The sequence below is a fragment of the Pseudoduganella ginsengisoli genome (genome assembly GCF_009720865.1).
Lineage (GTDB): Bacteria > Pseudomonadota > Gammaproteobacteria > Burkholderiales > Burkholderiaceae_D > Rugamonas > Rugamonas ginsengisoli.
This window is the reverse complement of the sequence record NZ_WNLA01000019.1, coordinates 50242-68781: the sequence shown is the minus strand read 5'-3', so window position 1 is coordinate 68781 and position 18540 is coordinate 50242. Positions and strand designations below refer to the sequence as shown.

The following is an 18540-nucleotide window of genomic DNA, read 5'->3' as shown; positions in this document are numbered from 1 at the left end:
GTATCAGGCATGAAAAAAGCCCGCCGGCTCATACGAGGCGGCGGGCTTCTTCAGACAGGCAATCCGTGATGGATTACGCGCCTTCGCGCTGGGCTTTCTTGCGCTCGTGTTCTTTCAGGTAGCGCTTGCGCAGACGGATCGATTTCGGGGTGATTTCCACCAGTTCGTCGTCTTCGATGAATTCCACCGCGTATTCCAGCGACAGCTGGACTGGCGGTACCAGGCGCACGGCTTCGTCGGTGCCGGAAGCGCGCACGTTGGTCAGCTGTTTGCCCTTGATCGGGTTCACCACCAGGTCGTTGTCGCGCGAGTGGATACCGATGATCATGCCTTCGTACACTGGCGTGTTGTGCTCAACGAACATACGGCCGCGGTCTTGCAGTTTCCACAGCGCGTAAGCAACTGCCTGGCCGTCGTCTTGCGAGATCAGCACACCGTTGCGGCGGCCGGCCAGTTCGCCTTTCGAGTTGTCGACTGGCGAGTACGCGTCGAACACGTGGCTCATCAGGCCGGTGCCGCGCGTCAAGGTCATGAATTCCGACTGGAAGCCGATCAGGCCACGGGCTGGAATGCGGTATTCCAGACGCACACGGCCTTTGCCGTCCGATTCCATGTTTTGCAGGTCGCCACGGCGGCGGCCCAGTTCTTCCATGACGCCGCCCTGGTTGACTTCTTCCACGTCAACGGTCAGGTTTTCATATGGCTCGCACTTGACGCCATCGATTTCCTTGAACACCACGCGTGGACGGGACACGGCCAGCTCGAAACCTTCACGGCGCATGTTTTCCAGCAAAATGGTCAGGTGCAGTTCGCCGCGGCCCGACACTTCAAAGATGGTGTCGTCGTCGGTTGGCAGCACGCGCAGCGCCACGTTGGATTTCAGTTCGCGGTCCAGGCGGTCGCGCAGCTGGCGCGACGTCACGAATTTGCCTTCGCGGCCGGCCAGCGGCGAGCTGTTGACCATGAAGTTCATGGTCAAGGTTGGCTCGTCAACGGTCAGCATAGGCAGCGCTTCCGGCGTATCCGGCGCGCACACGGTGGAACCGATGCCGATGTCTTCGATACCGTTGATCAGGATAATGTCGCCGGCAACGGCTTCGTCCACCAGCACGCGCTCCAGGCCCTTGAAATTCAGCACCTGGTTGATGCGGCCCTTGATCGGGGTCGAGTCTGGGCCGTTCAGCACCACGACGTCCTGGCCGGCCTTGATGCGGCCACGGTTGATGCGGCCGATACCGATCTTGCCCACGTACGACGAGTAGTCCAGCGACGTGATTTGCATTTGCAGCGGGCCGTCCGGGTTATCGTCACGCACCGGCACGTATTTCAGGATCGCGTCGAACAGTGGCTTCATGTCGCCGCCGCGCACGGATTCATCCATGCCAGCGTAGCCGTTCAGGCCCGATGCGTACACGATAGGGAAGTCCAGCTGTTCATCGGTGGCGCCCAGCTTGTCGAACAGTTCGAACGTCTGGTTGATGGCCCAGTCAGCGCGTGCGCCTGGACGGTCGATCTTGTTCACGACGACGATCGGCTTCAGGCCCAGGGCCAGTGCTTTACGGGTCACGAAACGGGTCTGTGGCATTGGGCCTTCCTGGGCATCCACCAGCAACAGAACCGAATCCACCATCGACAGCACACGTTCCACTTCGCCGCCGAAGTCGGCGTGGCCCGGGGTGTCGACGATGTTGATGTGGGTGCCTTCGTATTCCACTGCGCAGTTCTTCGACAGAATCGTAATGCCGCGCTCCTTCTCGAGGTCATTCGAGTCCATCACGCGGGTGTCGACTTGCTGGTTTTCACGGAAGGTGCCGGACTGACGCAGCAGTTGGTCGACCAGGGTGGTCTTGCCGTGGTCAACGTGGGCGATGATGGCGATATTGCGGATAGCGCGTTTAGTATTAGACATAGTCGTTGTAAGTACAGGGAAACTGCGGTGCGCACACGATGTGCGAGACTGGAACCCACTAGTATAGCACACAGCGGGCAACATTCTGAACGGTTGGGGCTAAGATTGGCGGTGAAACCGCCAGAATGCGGGATTTTATCCTATAGTTGCGGATCGTTTAACTCAAACTGATCCGATGCGCTCCTCTACTTTCGCGGCCACCGCTGTGGCCACCGTGTTCGCCACCACCCTCGCCCTGCCCGCCCATGCTGCCGGCTTTGACCACCGTCTCGGCGCCGATCCCGGCGGTTTCTGGCAACACGCGGATGGCGTGGCAGCCGCCGCGCTGGCAGCAACCGCCGGCGGCGCGCTGTACCTGGGCAGTGAAGACCGGACCGGGCGCGCGCTGTGGCAAGGGGGCGAAGCGTTTGTCGTATCGTATGCAGCATCCTCCGTCCTGAAGCACTTGGCTGGACGCGAGCGGCCATCCGAGACGGCCGACCCGGACCGCTGGCACAAAGGCGGCGACAGTTTCCCCAGCCGCCATGCGGCGGGAACAGCGGCGCTGGTGACGCCGATGATCATGGAATATGGCCGCGAACAGCCGGCCGTGTGGCTGCTGGCAGCGTTACCGGCTTACCAGATGGTGTCGCGTGTAAAAACGCGGGATCACTGGCAAAGCGATGTGGTGGCGGGGGCGGCAATTGGCGCGGCGACTGGCTATCTGGAACACCAGCGGGGGCCGTGGTCGGTGCAGCTGCTGCCGGGCGGGGTGTTTGTCGGCTACAAAGGGAAATTATAAGTACTGTACGCTTGCCATAGCAATTGAAATTATATTAAAAATAATATTTTCAATTTGATAATTTCGCTTTAGAATGATTTTCCATTTCCTAATGTATTCACGGAAATGAAAATTCACTACTAAAGGAAATAAATGTCAGTTATCGCAAGCAAAATCGATTTAAGTAAGTACTCTGGCGCAGTGTTTGATCAAGGGGACCAAAATTCCTGTACAGCAAATGCTATTGCTCAAGCAATCCGCCTGCAGACCCGGGAATACCACAAAGATTCAGGCGAATTAGCGCGGGAACAGCTTTACTACGACGCGAGAACGCTGTGGGGCAACGTGAGTACCGATACCGGTGTCCCGGTCCACATTGCACTTAACGCGGCGATGAGCAAAGGCATAGCCGATCAAGCCGTTGCACTGCCTTACAGCGGAACACATGGGACAAACAGTTCGATGTTTGTGCAGCCGAGCAGCTCTGTATATGCCAACGCTGCGACACAAAAACTGGTTGGCTACACGAATCTTGAGGATCACTTCAATTACGTCAACGGCGACCGAACAAAGGGATTCGAATTCAATGTGGCAAATAAACAGGCGCACCTGCAACAAGTCATTGGCGAGTATTTGATGGAAGGGAAACCAGTGATATTCAGCGCCGAAGTCCCTGTAGGCATCGCCTCTCTCTCTGGACCTTTAGCATCGCAGAATTATTTTACTTTTGCACAAAGCTCGCCAGAAGGGTTTCACACGATGGTCATCGTCGGCAAAGATGACAATCTGCATGGCGGCTCGTATATCGTGGAAAACTCCTGGGGTACCGGCTGGGGCGCGAATGGCTTAGGCTATATCCCGTATAACCAATTCGGCACGGCCGCCCAAAGCGAAAGCGGCTATCGCCTGACGGGTCTCGCTGTCGCCTATGGCCTCACCAATGGCAGTGACGGCATTAATCTGGAATGGACTGCACAGCGCAAAGAAGTTGCGCAGCTCTACGCCACACTGCTGGACCGCGCAGCTGATCACTCTGGACTGGAATATTGGGCAGGCACGATGAAGGCGGGGCAGAGCATTAATGCAATTGCCAACTTTATGTATTCATCGGGCGAAGTTGCCGCCAAATACGGCAGCTTGACGGACGCGGCATTCGTCAACGAAATGTACATCAATACAATGGGACATGCGGCAGATGCGGGCGGCAAAGCGTATTGGGCCGACTTGATTACTAGAAAAGTAATCTCTCGTGGCGAATTCGCCGTGACATTGATGAATAACGTCGAGAATACGACCGGCGCCGCCGGTTCACCATCAATCGCCGAGCATGATTATCTGATGAACCGCACGGCGGTCAGTGCAAACTTCGCCATCACTTACCAGATTGATAGCCATACCGATATTGGTGCTTGGGCGGTGGACAATGTCACCAGTGACGCCAACTCGGTTCAGGCAACGCTGGTTGGTATCCAGAGCATGATGGGCTGGGCATAAGCAATTCAGCAGCCAGCTTGAATGCAGGCTGACGGACGGAGGCAAGCCTGCCGGGTTTGCCTCCCCCAACTGCGATCTACACTGTCATTTTGTTATCAATAAATATTTCATTTTTCTTAATTTCCCAGTAACATGCTGGATGTTGCAAATTTTGAATCTTTTATTTAATTGCAACTACCATCTTTACTGAGGAAACAAACATGACAGTTGTTGCAAGCAAAATTAATCTCGGAAAATTTTCGGGCGCCACTTTTGACCAGAAGACGGAAAACTCTTGCGTGGCCAATGCCATCACCCAGGCGATTCGCCTGCAGACCAGGGAATACCACAAAGATGTAGGCGAATTGGCCCGCGAACAGCTTTATTACGATACCCGCGTCATCGAAAACACGGTTAACAGTGACGCTGGCGTAAAGTTTGTTAAGGATGCGCTGGAGAGTGCGAAGGTCAAAGGCATTGCCGATCAGGCTGTCGCGCTGCCCTATGGTGGGAGCGGCGATCCTGGCAGTACGATGTACATCAAGCCAAGCGATGCAGTCTATGCCAACGCTGCCACACAAAAATTAACCGGTTACACCGACTTGGGCGACCATGCCCTCTGGTTGAATGGCGACAAAGCCAGCGGCATCCTTGAAACGGACGTACAGCACAAACAACAGCACTTGAAACAAGTCATCGGCGAATACCTCATGCAAGGTAAGCCGGTGCTACTGAGTTCTGAAATTCCATGGGCACTCAGCTTGCTGGATGGATCGCTGCAAGACCAGAATTACCTTTCGTTTGGACAATTTCAGCCAGGCTCTTATCACGCGATGGTCATCGTCGGTAAAGACGATAGTCTGCATGGCGGCTCCTATATTATCGAGAACTCGTGGGGTGCAGAGTGGGGAGACAATGGCTTCGGCTACCTGCCATACGATCAGCTTGCCACTTTTTCCAATGCCGAGTCAGGATTCACCTGGGATGGCGGCTTTTCGCTGAACGTGATGAATGGCATTTCCGGCGTTGATCTGGAATGGACACCACAACGCGTGGAAATGGCGCAGCTTTACGCCAGCCTGCTGGACCGCGCAGCCGACCGTAGCGGCCTGGAATACTGGGCAGGCCAAATGAAAGCGGGCCAAACGGCGAAGCAGATCGCCAACAATATGTACAATTCCGGCGAAGCGCAGGCCAAGTATGCCGGTTTGTCGGACGCGGCATATGTCGACGCAATTTATGTCAATACGATGAACCACGCCGCCGACAGTGGCGGCCGGGCATACTGGGCGAATCTGCTGGCGAACAAAACGCTGACCCGCGGCGAACTCGCTGTCACGCTGATGAACAATGTGGAAAATTCCACGTTTGGTCCCGGCACACCATCGTTGGCTGAGCACGATTATCTGATGAACCGGACCACGGTCAGCGCGAACTTTGCCATCACCTACCAGATCGACAATGCTCCGGTGGGCTTGGCCGCCCAGGTTGTCGATCAAGTCTCCAGTAACGCGGATTCCGTACAGGTGGTCCTGACCGGCATTCAAACTGCAATGGGCTGGGCGTAAAGCCGGCTTGTAGTCAGTGAGAGCGGCGCAACGCTACCCGCCTTGCGCCGCCACATCGCTGCCGATTGGCTTATTGCGATGCCGGATGTCCGGCGCATGCCTGGATGGCGGTGTTGGTATAGTTGACTACCGAGCCATTGTTGGTATTGCTGGCGATGCGTGATGGGGTTGCGTTTTGCACTTGTACGCCGGCAACCGTGTCGTATCCCGTATTGGCAAGCAAAACGCCTTTTGCGCACCAGCCGTTGTTATACAGCTGATAATTCAACGCATTGCTGCCAACGGTGGTGTCGGGCATGGAATCAATGCCAATACCGATTTGCATGGCTGTCGGAATACCCTGGTTTGAATTTCCCTGGACAAAGCCATTTTTTCCGACATGCACGCTGCTGCCATGCCATGCGCGGGCGCCTACGGAAATACCGATATCGAAGTGCGTGCCAGGACCACCCCAGAAATTATTGTTCTTGATGGTGGAACCATTGAAGTCGAAGATCACGCGCGATTCGCCCGCTGCAGCGCCCCATGGCTCATACATATAGGCGGCATAGGCGGAGACGCCAGTGGCAATAACGAAGTTGTTTTCCATTTTCGTCGCCTGTGTCTGCGTCGGGCTAAAGAAAGTGATCACCCCTACGTCACTGGCATCGATCACGGTATTGTTGGTGACGGTAGTCGAACCGCACTTGATCGTGATGCCGTCCGTATAACGGCCGTCGCCCGCAAAACTGTAATGCGTATTCGTATAACCCGTGATCAGGTTGTTATAGATGACAAAATCTTTGCAGCCATAGTCAAAGATTTCAATGTTGGTTCCACCAACCGCATTCTCCAAACGGGAATTTGAAATACTTGACCCGTATCCGCTGTACATGGCAATGGTAGGCTGGCCAATGTAGGAGATCGTCGTACCATTGACCACGTGGTCGCGCTGGCTGGAAATCCAGATATTTTCAATGCGGGAACTGCCGGTGTTTCCAGGGTCTGCCGTATTCGTGCTCATGTTACCCATGGTAATGAGCGGACCGGCAAAGTTGGTGGTCCGGACGATCCTGGCCATTTTCGCATAGGCTTGGTTATGAATCGTTCCAACGGTAGCCAATTTGACGCCTGGCGGGATGTTGATCGTGCTATTTGCCTGGATTAACGCGCGTTGGGGGAGCAGAACAGTTTTGCTGGCGCTGGTTTTAGCCGCATTTAATTGGGCTTGCAGCCAGGCTGAATCCATGGTGGCCTCACCGGCATTGACTGGCAATGCCGGGTAGTTCCCCCAACGGAATGCAGCATTGCCATTGGCTGGCAACGCTTTGCATATCAGATTATCACGGATGGAAGCGAATTCTGGCGAGACGACAAAGTTACTGACCAGAGAAGAAATCGTCGCGCCGCCATTCAATTGATTGGTCCAGTATTGGACTGCACCTGCCTCTGGTTCACGGTTCAAGATACCGCGGTATAACGTGATGACTTTTTCCTGATTTGTATAGCCTAAATTGTTGTATTCCGCCGACGTATAAATACTGTTGACGATCGTATAAAAGTCCAGGGAAGTACAGTTCGATGGCGTTGTACTGAACAGCGAATTGGCTTTCCACGTTGCCGCGTCTGGGCCTCGTCCAATCGCCTCAGTAAATAGCCGCGTCATAAACTGGGACGTCGTGGCATGTGCAGTGGGAATGAATGCTGAGCAGGCAGCCAGCAGCAAGGAAACCTTTAGCTTGCGGGAAGTAGATTTTGTGAAGGACATAGCAGAAGTTATTATCGAGCAATCGTCAATGAACATGGAGCGAAGTATGCACCTCGCCCTTCCCCCTCCGGGGAGTTGCTATTTTATCGATATTAACTCTTTGGAAACTATCCAAATGTCACAACACATCCACTCCCGATAACTCATCCGTCAAGCTGCGCCGGCGGCCGGGTTGACGCAACTATGCTGCCGCGATCAGACGCTCAGGCGCCAAGATCGAAAATTTCTGCAACTGCGCGGTACCCAGCAGCTTGGCGTCGTGGTACACGCGCACGCGGCCGATATAGTCCGCAGGCACCACAGCTTCCGGCTCTTTGCCCAGCGGCAGGCGCTGGCCTTGCAAGAAGCGCTTGGCCAGATCCGCTGTCAGTCGCACAGGCGGGAATGACGACAGCAGTGCATCCACCGGCGACAGCAACTCCAACGGCGCAGGATGGGCGCCCAGCTGCTCCAGTGTCACCACGTCCTGCATCACCAGGTCGCCCACCTGGATCCGGCGCAGCGCATTCAAATGCGCGCCGCAGCCCAATGCAGCGCCGATGTCTTCGCCCAGCACGCGGATATACGTGCCTTTGCTGCAGGTGACGGACAGCTTGAGGAATGGCGCGTCATATGACACGAATTCCAGCTTGTGGATCGTCACGTCGCGCGCTTCGCGCTCCAAGGTGATGCCTTCGCGCGCATATTCATACAGCGGCTTGCCGTCGCGCTTCAGGGCAGAGTACATGGGTGGCACCTGCTTGATCGGGCCACGGAATTGCGCCAGCACGGCTTCAATCTGCTCCACGGTCACGTTAACGCCGCACGTTTCGATGACCTGCCCTTCCGTATCGCCCGTGTCCGTACGCTGGCCCAGGTGCACGGTGGTCAGATACGTCTTGTCCGCTTCCAGCAAGTCTTGCGAAAACTTGGTGGCTTCGCCAAAACACAGCGGCAGCAGTCCGGTGGCAAACGGATCCAAGGTACCGGTATGGCCCGCCTTCTTGGCGTTCAATACGCGCTTGGCTTTGATCAGCGCGTCATTGCTGGACAGGCCGACCGGCTTATCCAGCAGCAGCACGCCGTCGACGATGTCGCGGACGCGCTTTACCTTCGCTTGATTCATTGATTGCCTTCGCCGCCATCTTCTTCGTAATCGGCAGCGCGCGACGCATTCGCCTTGTCGATCAGCGCCGACATTTCCATGCCGCGCATGGTCGACGTGTCGTGCACGAAGTGCAGCTGCGGCAACGTGTGGATGTGCAGGCGCTTGCCCAGCTGGTTGCGCAGATAGCCGGCGGCAGCGGTCAGGCCGGCCAAGGTATTCTTGATGGACTCTTTATCGTCCTTCAACGTCGTGAAGAATATCTTTGCATGCGCGTAGTCCGGCGTCAGCTGGACTTCTGACAAAGTGATCATGCCCACGCGCGGGTCTTTGAGTTCGAAGGCGATCAGTTCGGACAAATCCTTCTGGATCTGGTCCGCCACGCGCACGCCGCGCTGTGGGATGTTTTTGCTGTGTTTTGCCATGATGCTTACCTAGTAGGGCGGATTAGGCAACGCCGTAATCCGCCATGTTTGCAGGCCGCTCACGCATGGCGGATTACGCTACGCTAATCCGCCCTACGATGCCCTGCCACTACAAAAAATAAATGGCGGGTGCTCCTGCCCCGCGCATCGCGCGAGGCGGGATGCACCCGCCATGCTGCCTTCCGCTATTACAGCGTACGGGCGATTTCCTGCACTTCGAACACTTCCAGGGTGTCGCCAACCTGGATGTCGTTGTAGTTCTTCAGCGACAGACCGCATTCCAGACCGGCGCGCACTTCTTTCGCATCGTCCTTGAAGCGCTTGAGCGAGTCGATTTCGCCCGTCCACACGACGATGTTGTTGCGCAGCAGGCGGACCGACGACGTACGCTTGACCACACCATCGGTAACCAGGCAGCCGGCAATCGCGCCGACTTTGGACACCATGATGACCTGGCGGACTTCCACCTGGCCGGTGATCTGTTCGCGCTTCTCTGGCGCCAGCATGCCGGACAGTGCTGCTTTCACCTCTTCGATCGCGTCGTAGATGATGTTGTAGTAGCGGATGTCCACACCGTTGGTCTCGGCCACTTTGCGCGCCTGTGCATCGGCACGGGCGTTGAAGCCGATGATGACGGCCTTCGACGCGGTCGCCAGGTTGACGTCCGATTCCGTGATGCCGCCGACCGCTGCGTGAACGATCTGGACGCGCACTTCGGAAGTCGACAGTTTTTGCAGCGAGCCCACCAGCGCTTCCTGCGAACCCTGCACGTCGGTCTTGACGATCAGCGGCAGGTTCTTCACTTCGCCTTCGGCCATCTGGTCGAACATGTTTTCCAGTTTCGCCGCTTGCTGTTTTGCCAGCTTCACGTCGCGGAACTTACCTTGGCGGAACAGGCCGATTTCACGTGCTTTACGCTCATCCGCCATCACCATGGCTTCTTCACCTGCCGCAGGCACTTCCGTCAGGCCCTGGATCTCGACAGGGATCGATGGGCCGGCTTCGGTAATCGACTTGCCGTTTTCGTCCAGCATGGCGCGCACACGGCCATACGACGAACCAGCCAGCACGACGTCGCCGCGCTTCAGCGTACCGGACTGCACCAGGATGGTGGCCACAGGACCACGGCCCTTGTCCAGACGGGCTTCCACCACCAGGCCGCGCGCAGGCGCTTCGACCGGTGCTTTCAATTCCAGCACTTCGGCTTGCAGCAGCACGTTTTCCAGCAGCGAATCGATGCCCTGGCCGGTTTTTGCCGACACAGGTACGAATGGCGAATCGCCACCGTATTCTTCCGGCACGACGCCTTCAGCGATCAGTTCCTGCGTCACGCGCTCCAGGTTGCCGCCCGGTTTGTCGATCTTGTTGATCGCCACCACCAGCGGCACGCCGGCTGCTTTTGCGTGCGAAATCGCTTCCTTCGTTTGCGGCATCACGCCGTCGTCGGCTGCCACCACCAGAATCACGATGTCGGTGGCTTTCGCACCGCGTGCACGCATTGCCGTGAACGCTTCGTGGCCCGGCGTATCCAGGAAGGTAATGATGCCGCGCGGCGTTTCCACGTGGTACGCGCCGATGTGCTGCGTAATGCCGCCCGCTTCGCCCGATGCCACTTTGGCACGGCGGATGTAGTCCAGCAGCGACGTTTTACCGTGGTCAACGTGACCCATGACGGTCACCACAGGTGCACGCGGAGTGGCTTCAAAGTGCGCGTGTTCGCCCTGGTCGGCCAGGATCGCTTCCGGATCATCGACAGCGGCAGCGAAGGCTTTGTGGCCCATCTCTTCCACCACGATCATCGCGGTTTCCTGGTCCAGCACCTGGTTGATGGTGCACATCTGGCCCAGCTTCATCAGCTGTTTAATGACTTCCGACGCTTTCACGGACATCTTGTGCGCCAGTTCGGCAACCGTGACGGTTTCCGGCACGTGCACGTCTTTGACGATGGCTTCGGTTGGCGCCTGGAAGTTCGATTCGCGCTCATCCGAGTGCGAATTGCCACGGCGGCCGCCACGGCCACCGCTGCGCCAGCCGTCACGGCCGCCGCCTGCGTTGGCGTTCGCGCCGCCACGGCCTTTTTGGCCGCTCGGTGCGCCGCGCTTCTTCGCGTCATCTTGCCAGGTCGACGATACATTGGCCGACTTGATCGACTTCTTGTCGCCTTTTTTGTCCTTGTCGCCTGCGGCAGGCGCGGCGGCATTGGCGTTGGCGCCAGCGGCCGGTTTCTTGTCTGCCGGTTTGTGCAGCGTGCCTTCGGCCAGCTTCGGCTTGGCCGGTGCTGGTGCAGCGGTAGGCTCCGGTGCTTTCATCACGCGGCGCGGCTGGCTCATCATGGCCTTGATCTGGGCCACTTCGTCGGCCACGGCCTGGCGTGCGCGCTCGGTGGCGGCAGCACGTTCGGCAGCTTCCTTGACAGCTTGCTCGTTGGCTTTCTTGGCTTCCGCTTCCGCAGCAGCTTTTTTCGCTTCAGCAGCGGCGTCGGCGGCAGCTTTCTTCGCTTCCGCGGCAGCGTCGGACTGCTGGGCAGTCTTCGCGGCGGCGGCAGCAGCCTGCTTTTCAGCGGCGGCTTTGGCTTCCGCAGCCTGGCGCGCCTGCTCGTCGGCGACGCGCTTGGCTTCCGCTTCCGCAGCGGCTTTGGCTTGCGCAGCCTTTTCCTGTTCCAGCTTGGCCAGGCGTTCCTGCTTTTCTTTCAGTTCCGCTTCCTGGCGCGCGGTCAGCTCTTGCTGGCGGCGTGCTTCTTCTTCACGGCGCGCCTGTTCCGCTGGATCGATCTTCGCCGCAGCCGATGCAGCTGATGCGGCCGGCGCTGGATCGTCGCGCTGCACGAAGGTGCGCACTTTTTTCACCGCGACCTGGATGGTGCGGGATTTTCCGGAAGCGTCGGCTTGCTTGATCTCGGTGGTTTCCTTGCGGGTCAGCGTGATCTTTTTCTTTTCCGTTTCCGCAGCTGCGCCGTGGGTGCGGCGCAGGTGTTCCAGCAACTTGTCCTTATCATCTTTCGACAATGGGTCTGACGTCGAACTCTTTTCGACGCCAGCAGAACGCAGCTGCGTCAGCAGCAAATCTGCAGGCATCTTCAGTTCGGTGGCAAATTGGGCTACGTTGTTACTCGCCATTCAGTCCTCTTTTCTATGTGTCGCGGAGATGATAAAGATACTCAAATTAAGCCTTTACGGATTCGGCCAACGCCCATGCCTTGGCTTGCAGGGCCTTGGCGCGGTCGTCGTACTTCGAGTCAACCAACTTCATCTCGTCGTCGGTCACATCTTCAAATTCATTGGCTATCAATGCACGGGCACGGTCGGCGGACAGGGCCAGGATGGCGCCAAATTCGTCGTAAGCCAGTGCGGCAAATGCTTCAACCGTCTTGATACCGGCCAGGCCCAGTTTGCCCGCAGTGATGCGGTCCATGCCTTCCAGTCCAACCAGCGCTTCTTCCATGCCTTCCAGGCCCTCTTCCGAAGCAATGGCTTCCGTCACCAGCGCGTCGCGGGCGCGGGTACGCAATTCGTTGACGGTGTCTTCGTCGAACGCTTCGATTTCCAGCATTTCGGAAATCGGCACGTAAGCGATTTCTTCCAGGCTGGCGAAGCCTTCTTCCACCAGGATGTCGGCCACTTCCTGGTCGACGTCCAGCTTTTCCATGAACAGCGCGCGGGTAGCGGCGGTTTCCTGGGCAGCTTTGTCGGCTGATTCCTCAGCCGTCATGATGTTGATCTTCCAGCCGGTCAGGTCCGACGCCAGGCGCACGTTCTGGCCCGAGCGGCCGATCGCGATGGCCAGGTTTTCTTCGTCCACCACGACGTCCATCGCGTGCTTTTCTTCATCGACCATGATCGACGACACGTTGGCAGGGGCCAGCGCGCCAATCACGAACTGGGCCGGATCTTCCGACCACAGTACGATGTCCACGCGCTCGCCGCCCAGCTCACCGGTCACGGCCTGCACGCGCGAACCGCGCATGCCGACGCAGGTGCCGATCGGATCGATACGCTTGTCGTTGGTGTGCACGGCGATCTTGGCGCGTACGCCGGCGTCGCGTGCAGCGGATTTAATTTCCAGCATGCCCTGTTCGATTTCCGGCACTTCCAGTTCGAACAGCTTCATGATGAATTCTGGCGCGGTACGCGACAGGATCACTTGCGGGCCACGCATATTGCGGTCCACGCGCAGGATGAAAGCGCGCACGCGGTCGCCGATACGCAGGTTTTCCTTCGGGATCATCTGGTCGCGCGGCAGGCGCGCTTCGATCTTGCCCGATTCAACGATGGCGTCACCGCGCTCCATGCGCTTGATGGTGCCAGTCACCAGCGCGTCGCCGCGCTCCAGGAAGTCAGCCAGGATCTGTTCGCGCTCGGCATCGCGCACGCGCTGCAGCACGACTTGCTTGGTGTCTTGCGCAAAGCGGCGGCCGAATTCCACGGATTCAATCGGCTCTTCAATGTATTCGTCGACTTCGATGTCAGGAATCTGTTCCTTGGCTTCGAACAGCAGCACTTCCTGGTCTGGCAGCTGCAGGCCGGCTTCGTCCGGCACCACGTGCCAGCGGCGGAAGGATTCGAACTCGCCGGAATCGCGATCGATCGAGACGCGAATATCGACTTCGCCTTCGTAGCGCTTCTTCGTGGCTTGCGCCAGTGCGAATTCCAGCGCGCCAAAGACCACGTCTTTATCGACGTTCTTTTCACGCGCCAGCGCGTCAACCAATAATAAAACTTCGCGACTCATGCTTTGCGTCCCTTAAAATCCACCTGCGGCACCAAACGTGCCTTGTCCATATCGGCCAGCGTAAATTCCAACAACGCTGGCCCTTCTTTACCTTCAAATTCCAACGCCAGCGTTTCGCCGTTCGGCTCATGCAAAATGCCCTGGTACGACTTCCGGTTGGAAGTGCCCGGCATGGCAATCTTCAACTTGACGATCGCTTCGCAGCCTGCGAAACGGACGAAGTCGGACAGTTTGCGCAGCGGACGGTCCAGGCCAGGCGAGGAAATTTCAAGCCGTTCATAGTTGACGTTTTCCACAGTCAGCACGTGGCTCAGCTGATGGCTGACCTTCGCGCAATCTTCCACGGTGATCGGACCTTTTTCCGCTGCATCTTCCGCGGTGAAATCGATATACACGCGCAGCAATCCACGCTCGGCCCGTTCAAAATCAACCAGCTCATAGCCCAGACCCGTGACGGTCGTTTCAATTAACTCCGGCAGTTGCAAAGAAATTCTCCAGATCGCGGCCCTTTTCGACTGTGCGTTAGGCCGCTAAAAACGTTCACCAAAAAAAAAATGGGCTATTGCCCATCTTTTGTATTTCCTACCCAGATGAAAGCAGTCTCAGCAAGCACACAGATCACTGTGCATTCTGCGAATCACGTTTCCATTGGATGGCCATTATAACCGCAACTTGATTTCGCTGCAATGCCGCATCGCGGAATGGCGGGGCTTACAACACTTCAAATTCGGCCATCGCGGCACGAAATACAGGCGTTTTAACGGGCTGGACACCCGTTAAAACCCTTAATACCTCAGCCTTTACGGCGGCGCGGCATGCCATGGTCCATGGCGCCGCCGCGCGGCTGGCCGCCGCGGCGCTGCTGGCCGCCACCGGCGCCGGCAAAGCCGAACGTGGTCTGCAGCGGATCCGGCTGGCGCGGACGGCTGCCGCCCTTGCCTTTACCCTGGGCGCCGCCTTGCGGACGGCCGCTTGGACGGCCGAATTCCGGCAAACCGCCGCCACCGGCGCCAAAGTAGGCGCCCTGCTGGCCACCGCCACGGCGCTGGCCGCGCTGCTGCGGGAATGGATCAGCATTCTTGTTGCTGACATCCATGCGGTTGCCATTGGGCTCGCGGTCACGCTCACGCTCGCGGCGCTGGCGGCCCTGGCCTTGCTGCTGGCCCGGCTGGCCCGGCTGGCCGCCCTGGCGTTTTTGCTGGCCATCGCCACCGCCCTGTTTTTTCTCAGGGCTGTACACCGCCATCAAATCACGTACCTGGTTTTCTTCCAGTTCTTCCCAGCGGCCGCGCTTCAAGTCGCTCGGCAAAGTCATGGCGCCGTAACGGGTACGGATCAGGCGCGATACCGTCAAGCCGATCGCCTCGAACATACGGCGCACTTCGCGGTTACGGCCTTCGCCGATCACCACACGGTACCACTTGTTAATCCCCTCGCCACCGCCATCGGCGATTTTCGAGAATTGCGCCATGCCGTCTTCCAGCTCAACGCCGGACAGCAATTTCTGGCGCATGCCCTCTTCCAGCGTACCCAGCGTACGCACCGCGTATTCGCGGTCGATGCCGTAGCGCGGGTGCATCAGGCGGTTGGCCAGGTCACCGGACGTGGTGAACAGCAACAAGCCTTCGGTATTGAAGTCCAGGCGGCCGATGGCCAGCCATTTGCCAGCCTTCATGGTCGGCAGGCGGTCAAATACCGATGGGCGGCCATCCGGATCGTCATGGCTGACGATTTCGCCGGCCGGTTTGTGGTACACCAGCACGCGCGGCGGGCGCTTGCTGACTTTACGCTGGATCAGCTTGCCGTTGATACGCACGGCATCGGTCGGCAAGATGCGCTGGCCGATGTGGGCCGGCTCGCCATTGACGGACACGCGGCCCGCAATGATCAGTTCTTCCATGTCGCGGCGCGAACCCAGGCCCGCTTCCGCCAGCACTTTGTGCAGCTTCGGCGCATCGTCGTCCGACGTCAGGTCGCGCCGCACTTGTTTTTGCTGCTGGCGGCCCTTGCCCGCTTCGTCGCTATCGAACGCATCCGACGTAACAAACGAGAACACGGCGTCGGCGTCATTGGCCTTGCGCTTCATCTTGTTGCCGAAGGCGCCTGGCGTGCCTTGCGGTTTGCCTGCGTTGCTGACGTTGACGCCCTTGCCTTTCCCCTTGCCGCGCTTGTTGTGGCGCTGGCCCTGGGTGCGTTCCTGGCCTTCCGGCGCCGCCTCACCTTCCGGCGGCAGGCTGGTCGCGCCATCCGCAACAGCGGCGGCGGCAACAGCGATCGGCTTCGGATGCAGCACCTCACGGCTGGCGCGCTGTTCGCGCATCTGGCGCGGACCGCGCGGACGGCTATTGCCCTGGCGCTGGCCATCGCGGGACGGCTTGCCTTCAGCGGGCGCAGCCTCCGCGACCGGCGCTTCCGCAGCGTCAGCCTTGACCGGCGCAGCTGCCGCCGCAGGGGCGGCAGCCTCAGCGGCAGGCTTGGCTTTGCGGGTGCGCGGCGCTTTCGGCGCCGCTTCCGCCGCCGGCGCAGCAGCTTCTTGCGCCGCCACTTCTTTCTTCACTGCCCGGGCGCGCGGCTTTTTCGCCGGCGCGGCGTCGCCAGCCGCCTCGGCAGCAACGGCATCGCCTGCTTCAGCTGCGGCCGCAGCCTTGCTCTTGCGTTTAGGTTTCGGCTGTTCGCCCGCTGCCAGTGCAGCAGCTTTATCCGCTTCGATTTGAGCCTTGGTGCGGCGCTTGGGTTTCGCGGCCACGTCGGCGGCAGGGGCGCCGGCGACAGTCTCTTGGGTATCAGTGTTGTTCATTATTCATTTCTTGGTTGGGCTCTGCGTCAACCGGTGCTTCCAGTAGTGGGGCGCGAGCCGGCGCCTCATCATCGAGGCGAACAACCTGGCTGTCATCCTGACCGCCAGTACCAGCATGTGAAGCGGCCTGCGCCGCCTTCTCAAAATTCTCTTGCAGGGCCGCTTCCAGCGCCGCCATATCCGGCGGCCCGCCCTGCGGTTCACTGATTTGCTGCAACGGAGGCAGCTGGGCCAGCGAACTCAATCCCAAATCATCCAGGAACTGCCTGGTCGTTCCCAGCAACGCCGGGCGTCCGACCACGTCACGGTGGCCGACCACATCGATCCAGCCCCGGTCTTCCAGCATCTTGATCGTCTGCGAATTCACGGTCACGCCGCGGATTTCTTCAATATCGCCACGGGTCACGGGTTGCCGGTACGCGATGATTGCCAGCGTTTCCAGCGTAGCGCGCGTATATTTCGGCGGCTTTTCCGGGTTCAGACGTTCCAGGTACTGTTTCATTTCCGGGCGGCTTTGAAACCGCCACCCGCTTGCCAGGCACACCAGCTCGACGCCCCGGCCTGTCCATTCTTGCTGCAACTCCGCCAGCATGCCCTTGATTTGCTCCGAGCTGTAACCATCATTCTGTGGCCGCTCTTGGCTGTCGAGCTCGATAAAGAGCTTTTTCAGGCTATGCACGGACAAAGGCTCTTGCGCGCATAGCAAAGCGGTTTCGAGGACTTGCTTCGCCTCAGCTATTTCCATATGTGGTTGCAAACAAATGCAAGAAGAAAAGCCCGGGCCGAAGCGCGCAAGGCAGGAGCACTACAAGTGGAGAAGTTTGTTTTCGGGCGAAAACGGGCAGATATTACCGCGACTGATTTTGCGTGTCTGGGGAAGCCGTTTCATCCAACAGTCACAATTGTACCTGATAAAACGGCTGACGGGCGACACTACCGTACGAATTTACTTTGATGCAAGTTTTTCAGCCAGGATGGCGGCAACGCCCACAAAGGCCGGGTACTCTGCGGTAATCACGTAGGTCGGAATCCGCGACAGGTAGCTGGAAAAGCGGCCTTTTTGCTCGAAGCGGGCGCGGAAGCCTGACGTGTCGAAACGGTTGCCCAGGCGCGGCACGATGCCACCGCCTATATAAATACCGCCCAGCGCTCCGAGCGTCACGCCCAGGTTGCCCGCCACCGTACCCAGCATGCAGCAAAAGGCTTCCACGGTTTCCGCGCACAGCGCGCACTCATCGGCCAGCGCGCGGCTGACAATGACTGGCACGGCGATCTTTTCTGCCTGGACGCCACGGTATTTGCACAAACCACGGTAAATCAATTCAATGCCGACGCCGGACATGAAACGCTCGGCCGACACGTGGTCAAATTCCGTCCACGCATGTTCAAGGACGGCGACTTCCAGTGCATTGACCGGCGAAAAGCTGACATGGCCACCCTCGCTGAGCAGCGCAGTCCAGCGCCCATCCTTGCCAGGAATCAGGCCGGATACGCCCAGGCCCGTGCCGGCGCCAATCAAACCGATTGGTGCGCCCGCCTGTGCTTCGCCACCGCCCACTTGCCGCTTTTGCGCATCCGACAGGAAAGGCAGCGAACTGGCCAGCGCCGTGAAATCGTTGACCACTTCCAGCACGTCAAAGCCGCATTCGGTCCGCAGCGCTTCAATCGAGAATTGCCAGTGATGGTTGGTCATCCGCACCAGGTCGCCATTGACAGGGTTGGCAATGGCAATGGCGCCGTGGCGGATGCCGCTGCCCGATACGGCCGCCACTTCCGGCAATGCCAGGTAAGCGCGCAGCGCATCGGCCAGCGACGCATAGGCAGCGCACGCCAGCACATTGATATGGGCGATCTGGCCGGGAGCCGTTTCCAGCGCGAAGCGTGCATTCGTACCGCCGACATCCGCCAGCAGGCGGGGACCGCCTTGAAATGGAGCGCCCGGCGCAGGGATACGCGAAGTAGAAATAGGCTCGAAAGTCATGATCGCACTGGAAAAAGTTGAGGCTTAAGCTTACGTATTTATGACTACACGCGCAAGCATTCTTTGTA

The 18540-nt window shown here is 58.5% G+C and carries 13 protein-coding genes; 3 read left to right on the top strand and 10 right to left on the bottom strand.

Features of this window, described 5'->3' with window-relative positions:
- Window positions 1-73: 73 nt before the first annotated feature.
- Window positions 74-1909 carry a translational GTPase TypA gene (gene typA, locus GM668_RS23020; protein ID WP_155441309.1) on the bottom strand — a complete coding sequence of 612 codons (1836 nt, stop codon included), beginning with the start codon at window positions 1907-1909 and terminating at the stop codon, window positions 74-76.
- A 175-nt stretch (window positions 1910-2084) separates the two neighbouring features.
- On the opposite strand from typA, the gene GM668_RS23015 reads away from it, so the two are divergent.
- From GM668_RS23015 to GM668_RS23005, 3 genes are all read left to right on the top strand, one after another.
- Window positions 2085-2690 (top strand): phosphatase PAP2 family protein, encoded by a 606-nt coding sequence (locus GM668_RS23015; RefSeq protein ID WP_155441308.1) that lies wholly within the window; start codon window positions 2085-2087, stop codon window positions 2688-2690.
- A 132-nt stretch (window positions 2691-2822) separates the two neighbouring features.
- Complete coding sequence (locus GM668_RS23010; protein ID WP_155441307.1) at window positions 2823-4163, top strand: DUF4214 domain-containing protein; 1341 nt, start codon at window positions 2823-2825, stop codon at window positions 4161-4163.
- A 200-nt stretch (window positions 4164-4363) separates the two neighbouring features.
- Window positions 4364-5710, top strand: coding sequence for a DUF4214 domain-containing protein (locus GM668_RS23005; protein WP_155441306.1), 1347 nt, complete (start codon window positions 4364-4366; stop codon window positions 5708-5710).
- 70 nt (window positions 5711-5780) lie between these two features.
- On the opposite strand, the gene GM668_RS23000 is transcribed toward GM668_RS23005, so the two are convergent.
- The 9 genes from GM668_RS23000 to GM668_RS22960 all read right to left on the bottom strand — a co-directional run bounded on the left by GM668_RS23000 (window position 5781) and on the right by GM668_RS22960 (window position 18472).
- Window positions 5781-7493, bottom strand: coding sequence for a DUF4214 domain-containing protein (locus GM668_RS23000; RefSeq protein WP_155441305.1), 1713 nt, complete (start codon window positions 7491-7493; stop codon window positions 5781-5783).
- Window positions 7494-7638: 145 nt separating this feature from the next.
- The gene (gene truB / locus GM668_RS22995; RefSeq protein WP_155441304.1) at window positions 7639-8562 is read right to left on the bottom strand and encodes a tRNA pseudouridine(55) synthase TruB; all 924 of its coding nucleotides are present in this window, start codon (window positions 8560-8562) and stop codon (window positions 7639-7641) included.
- Window positions 8559-8966 carry a 30S ribosome-binding factor RbfA gene (rbfA, locus tag GM668_RS22990; protein ID WP_155441303.1) on the bottom strand — a complete coding sequence of 136 codons (408 nt, stop codon included), beginning with the start codon at window positions 8964-8966 and terminating at the stop codon, window positions 8559-8561. Before rbfA ends, truB begins: the two co-directional genes overlap by 4 nt.
- A gap of 188 nt (window positions 8967-9154) precedes the next feature.
- Entirely contained in the window at window positions 9155-12082 is a 2928-nt protein-coding gene (gene infB / locus GM668_RS22985) for a translation initiation factor IF-2 (RefSeq protein WP_155441302.1), read from the bottom strand.
- A 46-nt stretch (window positions 12083-12128) separates the two neighbouring features.
- Window positions 12129-13694, bottom strand: coding sequence for a transcription termination factor NusA (nusA, locus tag GM668_RS22980; protein ID WP_155441301.1), 1566 nt, complete (start codon window positions 13692-13694; stop codon window positions 12129-12131).
- A complete protein-coding gene (gene rimP, locus GM668_RS22975; protein WP_155441300.1) occupies window positions 13691-14179 on the bottom strand; it encodes a ribosome maturation factor RimP in 489 nt (162 codons plus the stop codon). Before rimP ends, nusA begins: the two co-directional genes overlap by 4 nt.
- A 308-nt stretch (window positions 14180-14487) precedes the next feature.
- A complete protein-coding gene (locus tag GM668_RS22970; protein WP_155441299.1) occupies window positions 14488-16491 on the bottom strand; it encodes a pseudouridine synthase in 2004 nt (667 codons plus the stop codon).
- Window positions 16478-17236, bottom strand: coding sequence for an SMC-Scp complex subunit ScpB (gene scpB, locus GM668_RS22965; protein ID WP_155441298.1), 759 nt, complete (start codon window positions 17234-17236; stop codon window positions 16478-16480). The genes GM668_RS22970 and scpB overlap by 14 nt, the downstream gene beginning before the upstream one ends.
- Before the next feature lie 201 nt (window positions 17237-17437).
- A complete protein-coding gene (locus tag GM668_RS22960) occupies window positions 17438-18472 on the bottom strand; it encodes a glucokinase (RefSeq protein ID WP_155441297.1) in 1035 nt (344 codons plus the stop codon).
- Window positions 18473-18540: the final 68 nt, after the last annotated feature.

Excerpts from the sequence above, each read along its gene's own strand:
- rbfA (WP_155441303.1), bottom strand. The coding sequence starts at position 8,966 with ATGGCAAAACACAGCAAAAACATCCCACAGCGCGGCGTGCGCGTGGCG.
- GM668_RS23000 (WP_155441305.1), bottom strand. The coding sequence starts at position 7,493 with ATGTTCATTGACGATTGCTCGATAATAACTTCTGCTATGTCCTTCACA.
- infB (WP_155441302.1), bottom strand. The coding sequence starts at position 12,082 with ATGGCGAGTAACAACGTAGCCCAATTTGCCACCGAACTGAAGATGCCT.
- GM668_RS23005 (WP_155441306.1), top strand. The coding sequence starts at position 4,364 with ATGACAGTTGTTGCAAGCAAAATTAATCTCGGAAAATTTTCGGGCGCC.
- nusA (WP_155441301.1), bottom strand. The coding sequence starts at position 13,694 with ATGAGTCGCGAAGTTTTATTATTGGTTGACGCGCTGGCGCGTGAAAAG.
- GM668_RS22970 (WP_155441299.1), bottom strand. The coding sequence starts at position 16,491 with ATGAACAACACTGATACCCAAGAGACTGTCGCCGGCGCCCCTGCCGCC.
- GM668_RS23015 (WP_155441308.1), top strand. The coding sequence starts at position 2,085 with ATGCGCTCCTCTACTTTCGCGGCCACCGCTGTGGCCACCGTGTTCGCC.
- truB (WP_155441304.1), bottom strand. The coding sequence starts at position 8,562 with ATGAATCAAGCGAAGGTAAAGCGCGTCCGCGACATCGTCGACGGCGTG.
- GM668_RS22960 (WP_155441297.1), bottom strand. The coding sequence starts at position 18,472 with ATGACTTTCGAGCCTATTTCTACTTCGCGTATCCCTGCGCCGGGCGCT.
- GM668_RS23010 (WP_155441307.1), top strand. The coding sequence starts at position 2,823 with ATGTCAGTTATCGCAAGCAAAATCGATTTAAGTAAGTACTCTGGCGCA.
- scpB (WP_155441298.1), bottom strand. The coding sequence starts at position 17,236 with ATGGAAATAGCTGAGGCGAAGCAAGTCCTCGAAACCGCTTTGCTATGC.
- typA (WP_155441309.1), bottom strand. The coding sequence starts at position 1,909 with ATGTCTAATACTAAACGCGCTATCCGCAATATCGCCATCATCGCCCAC.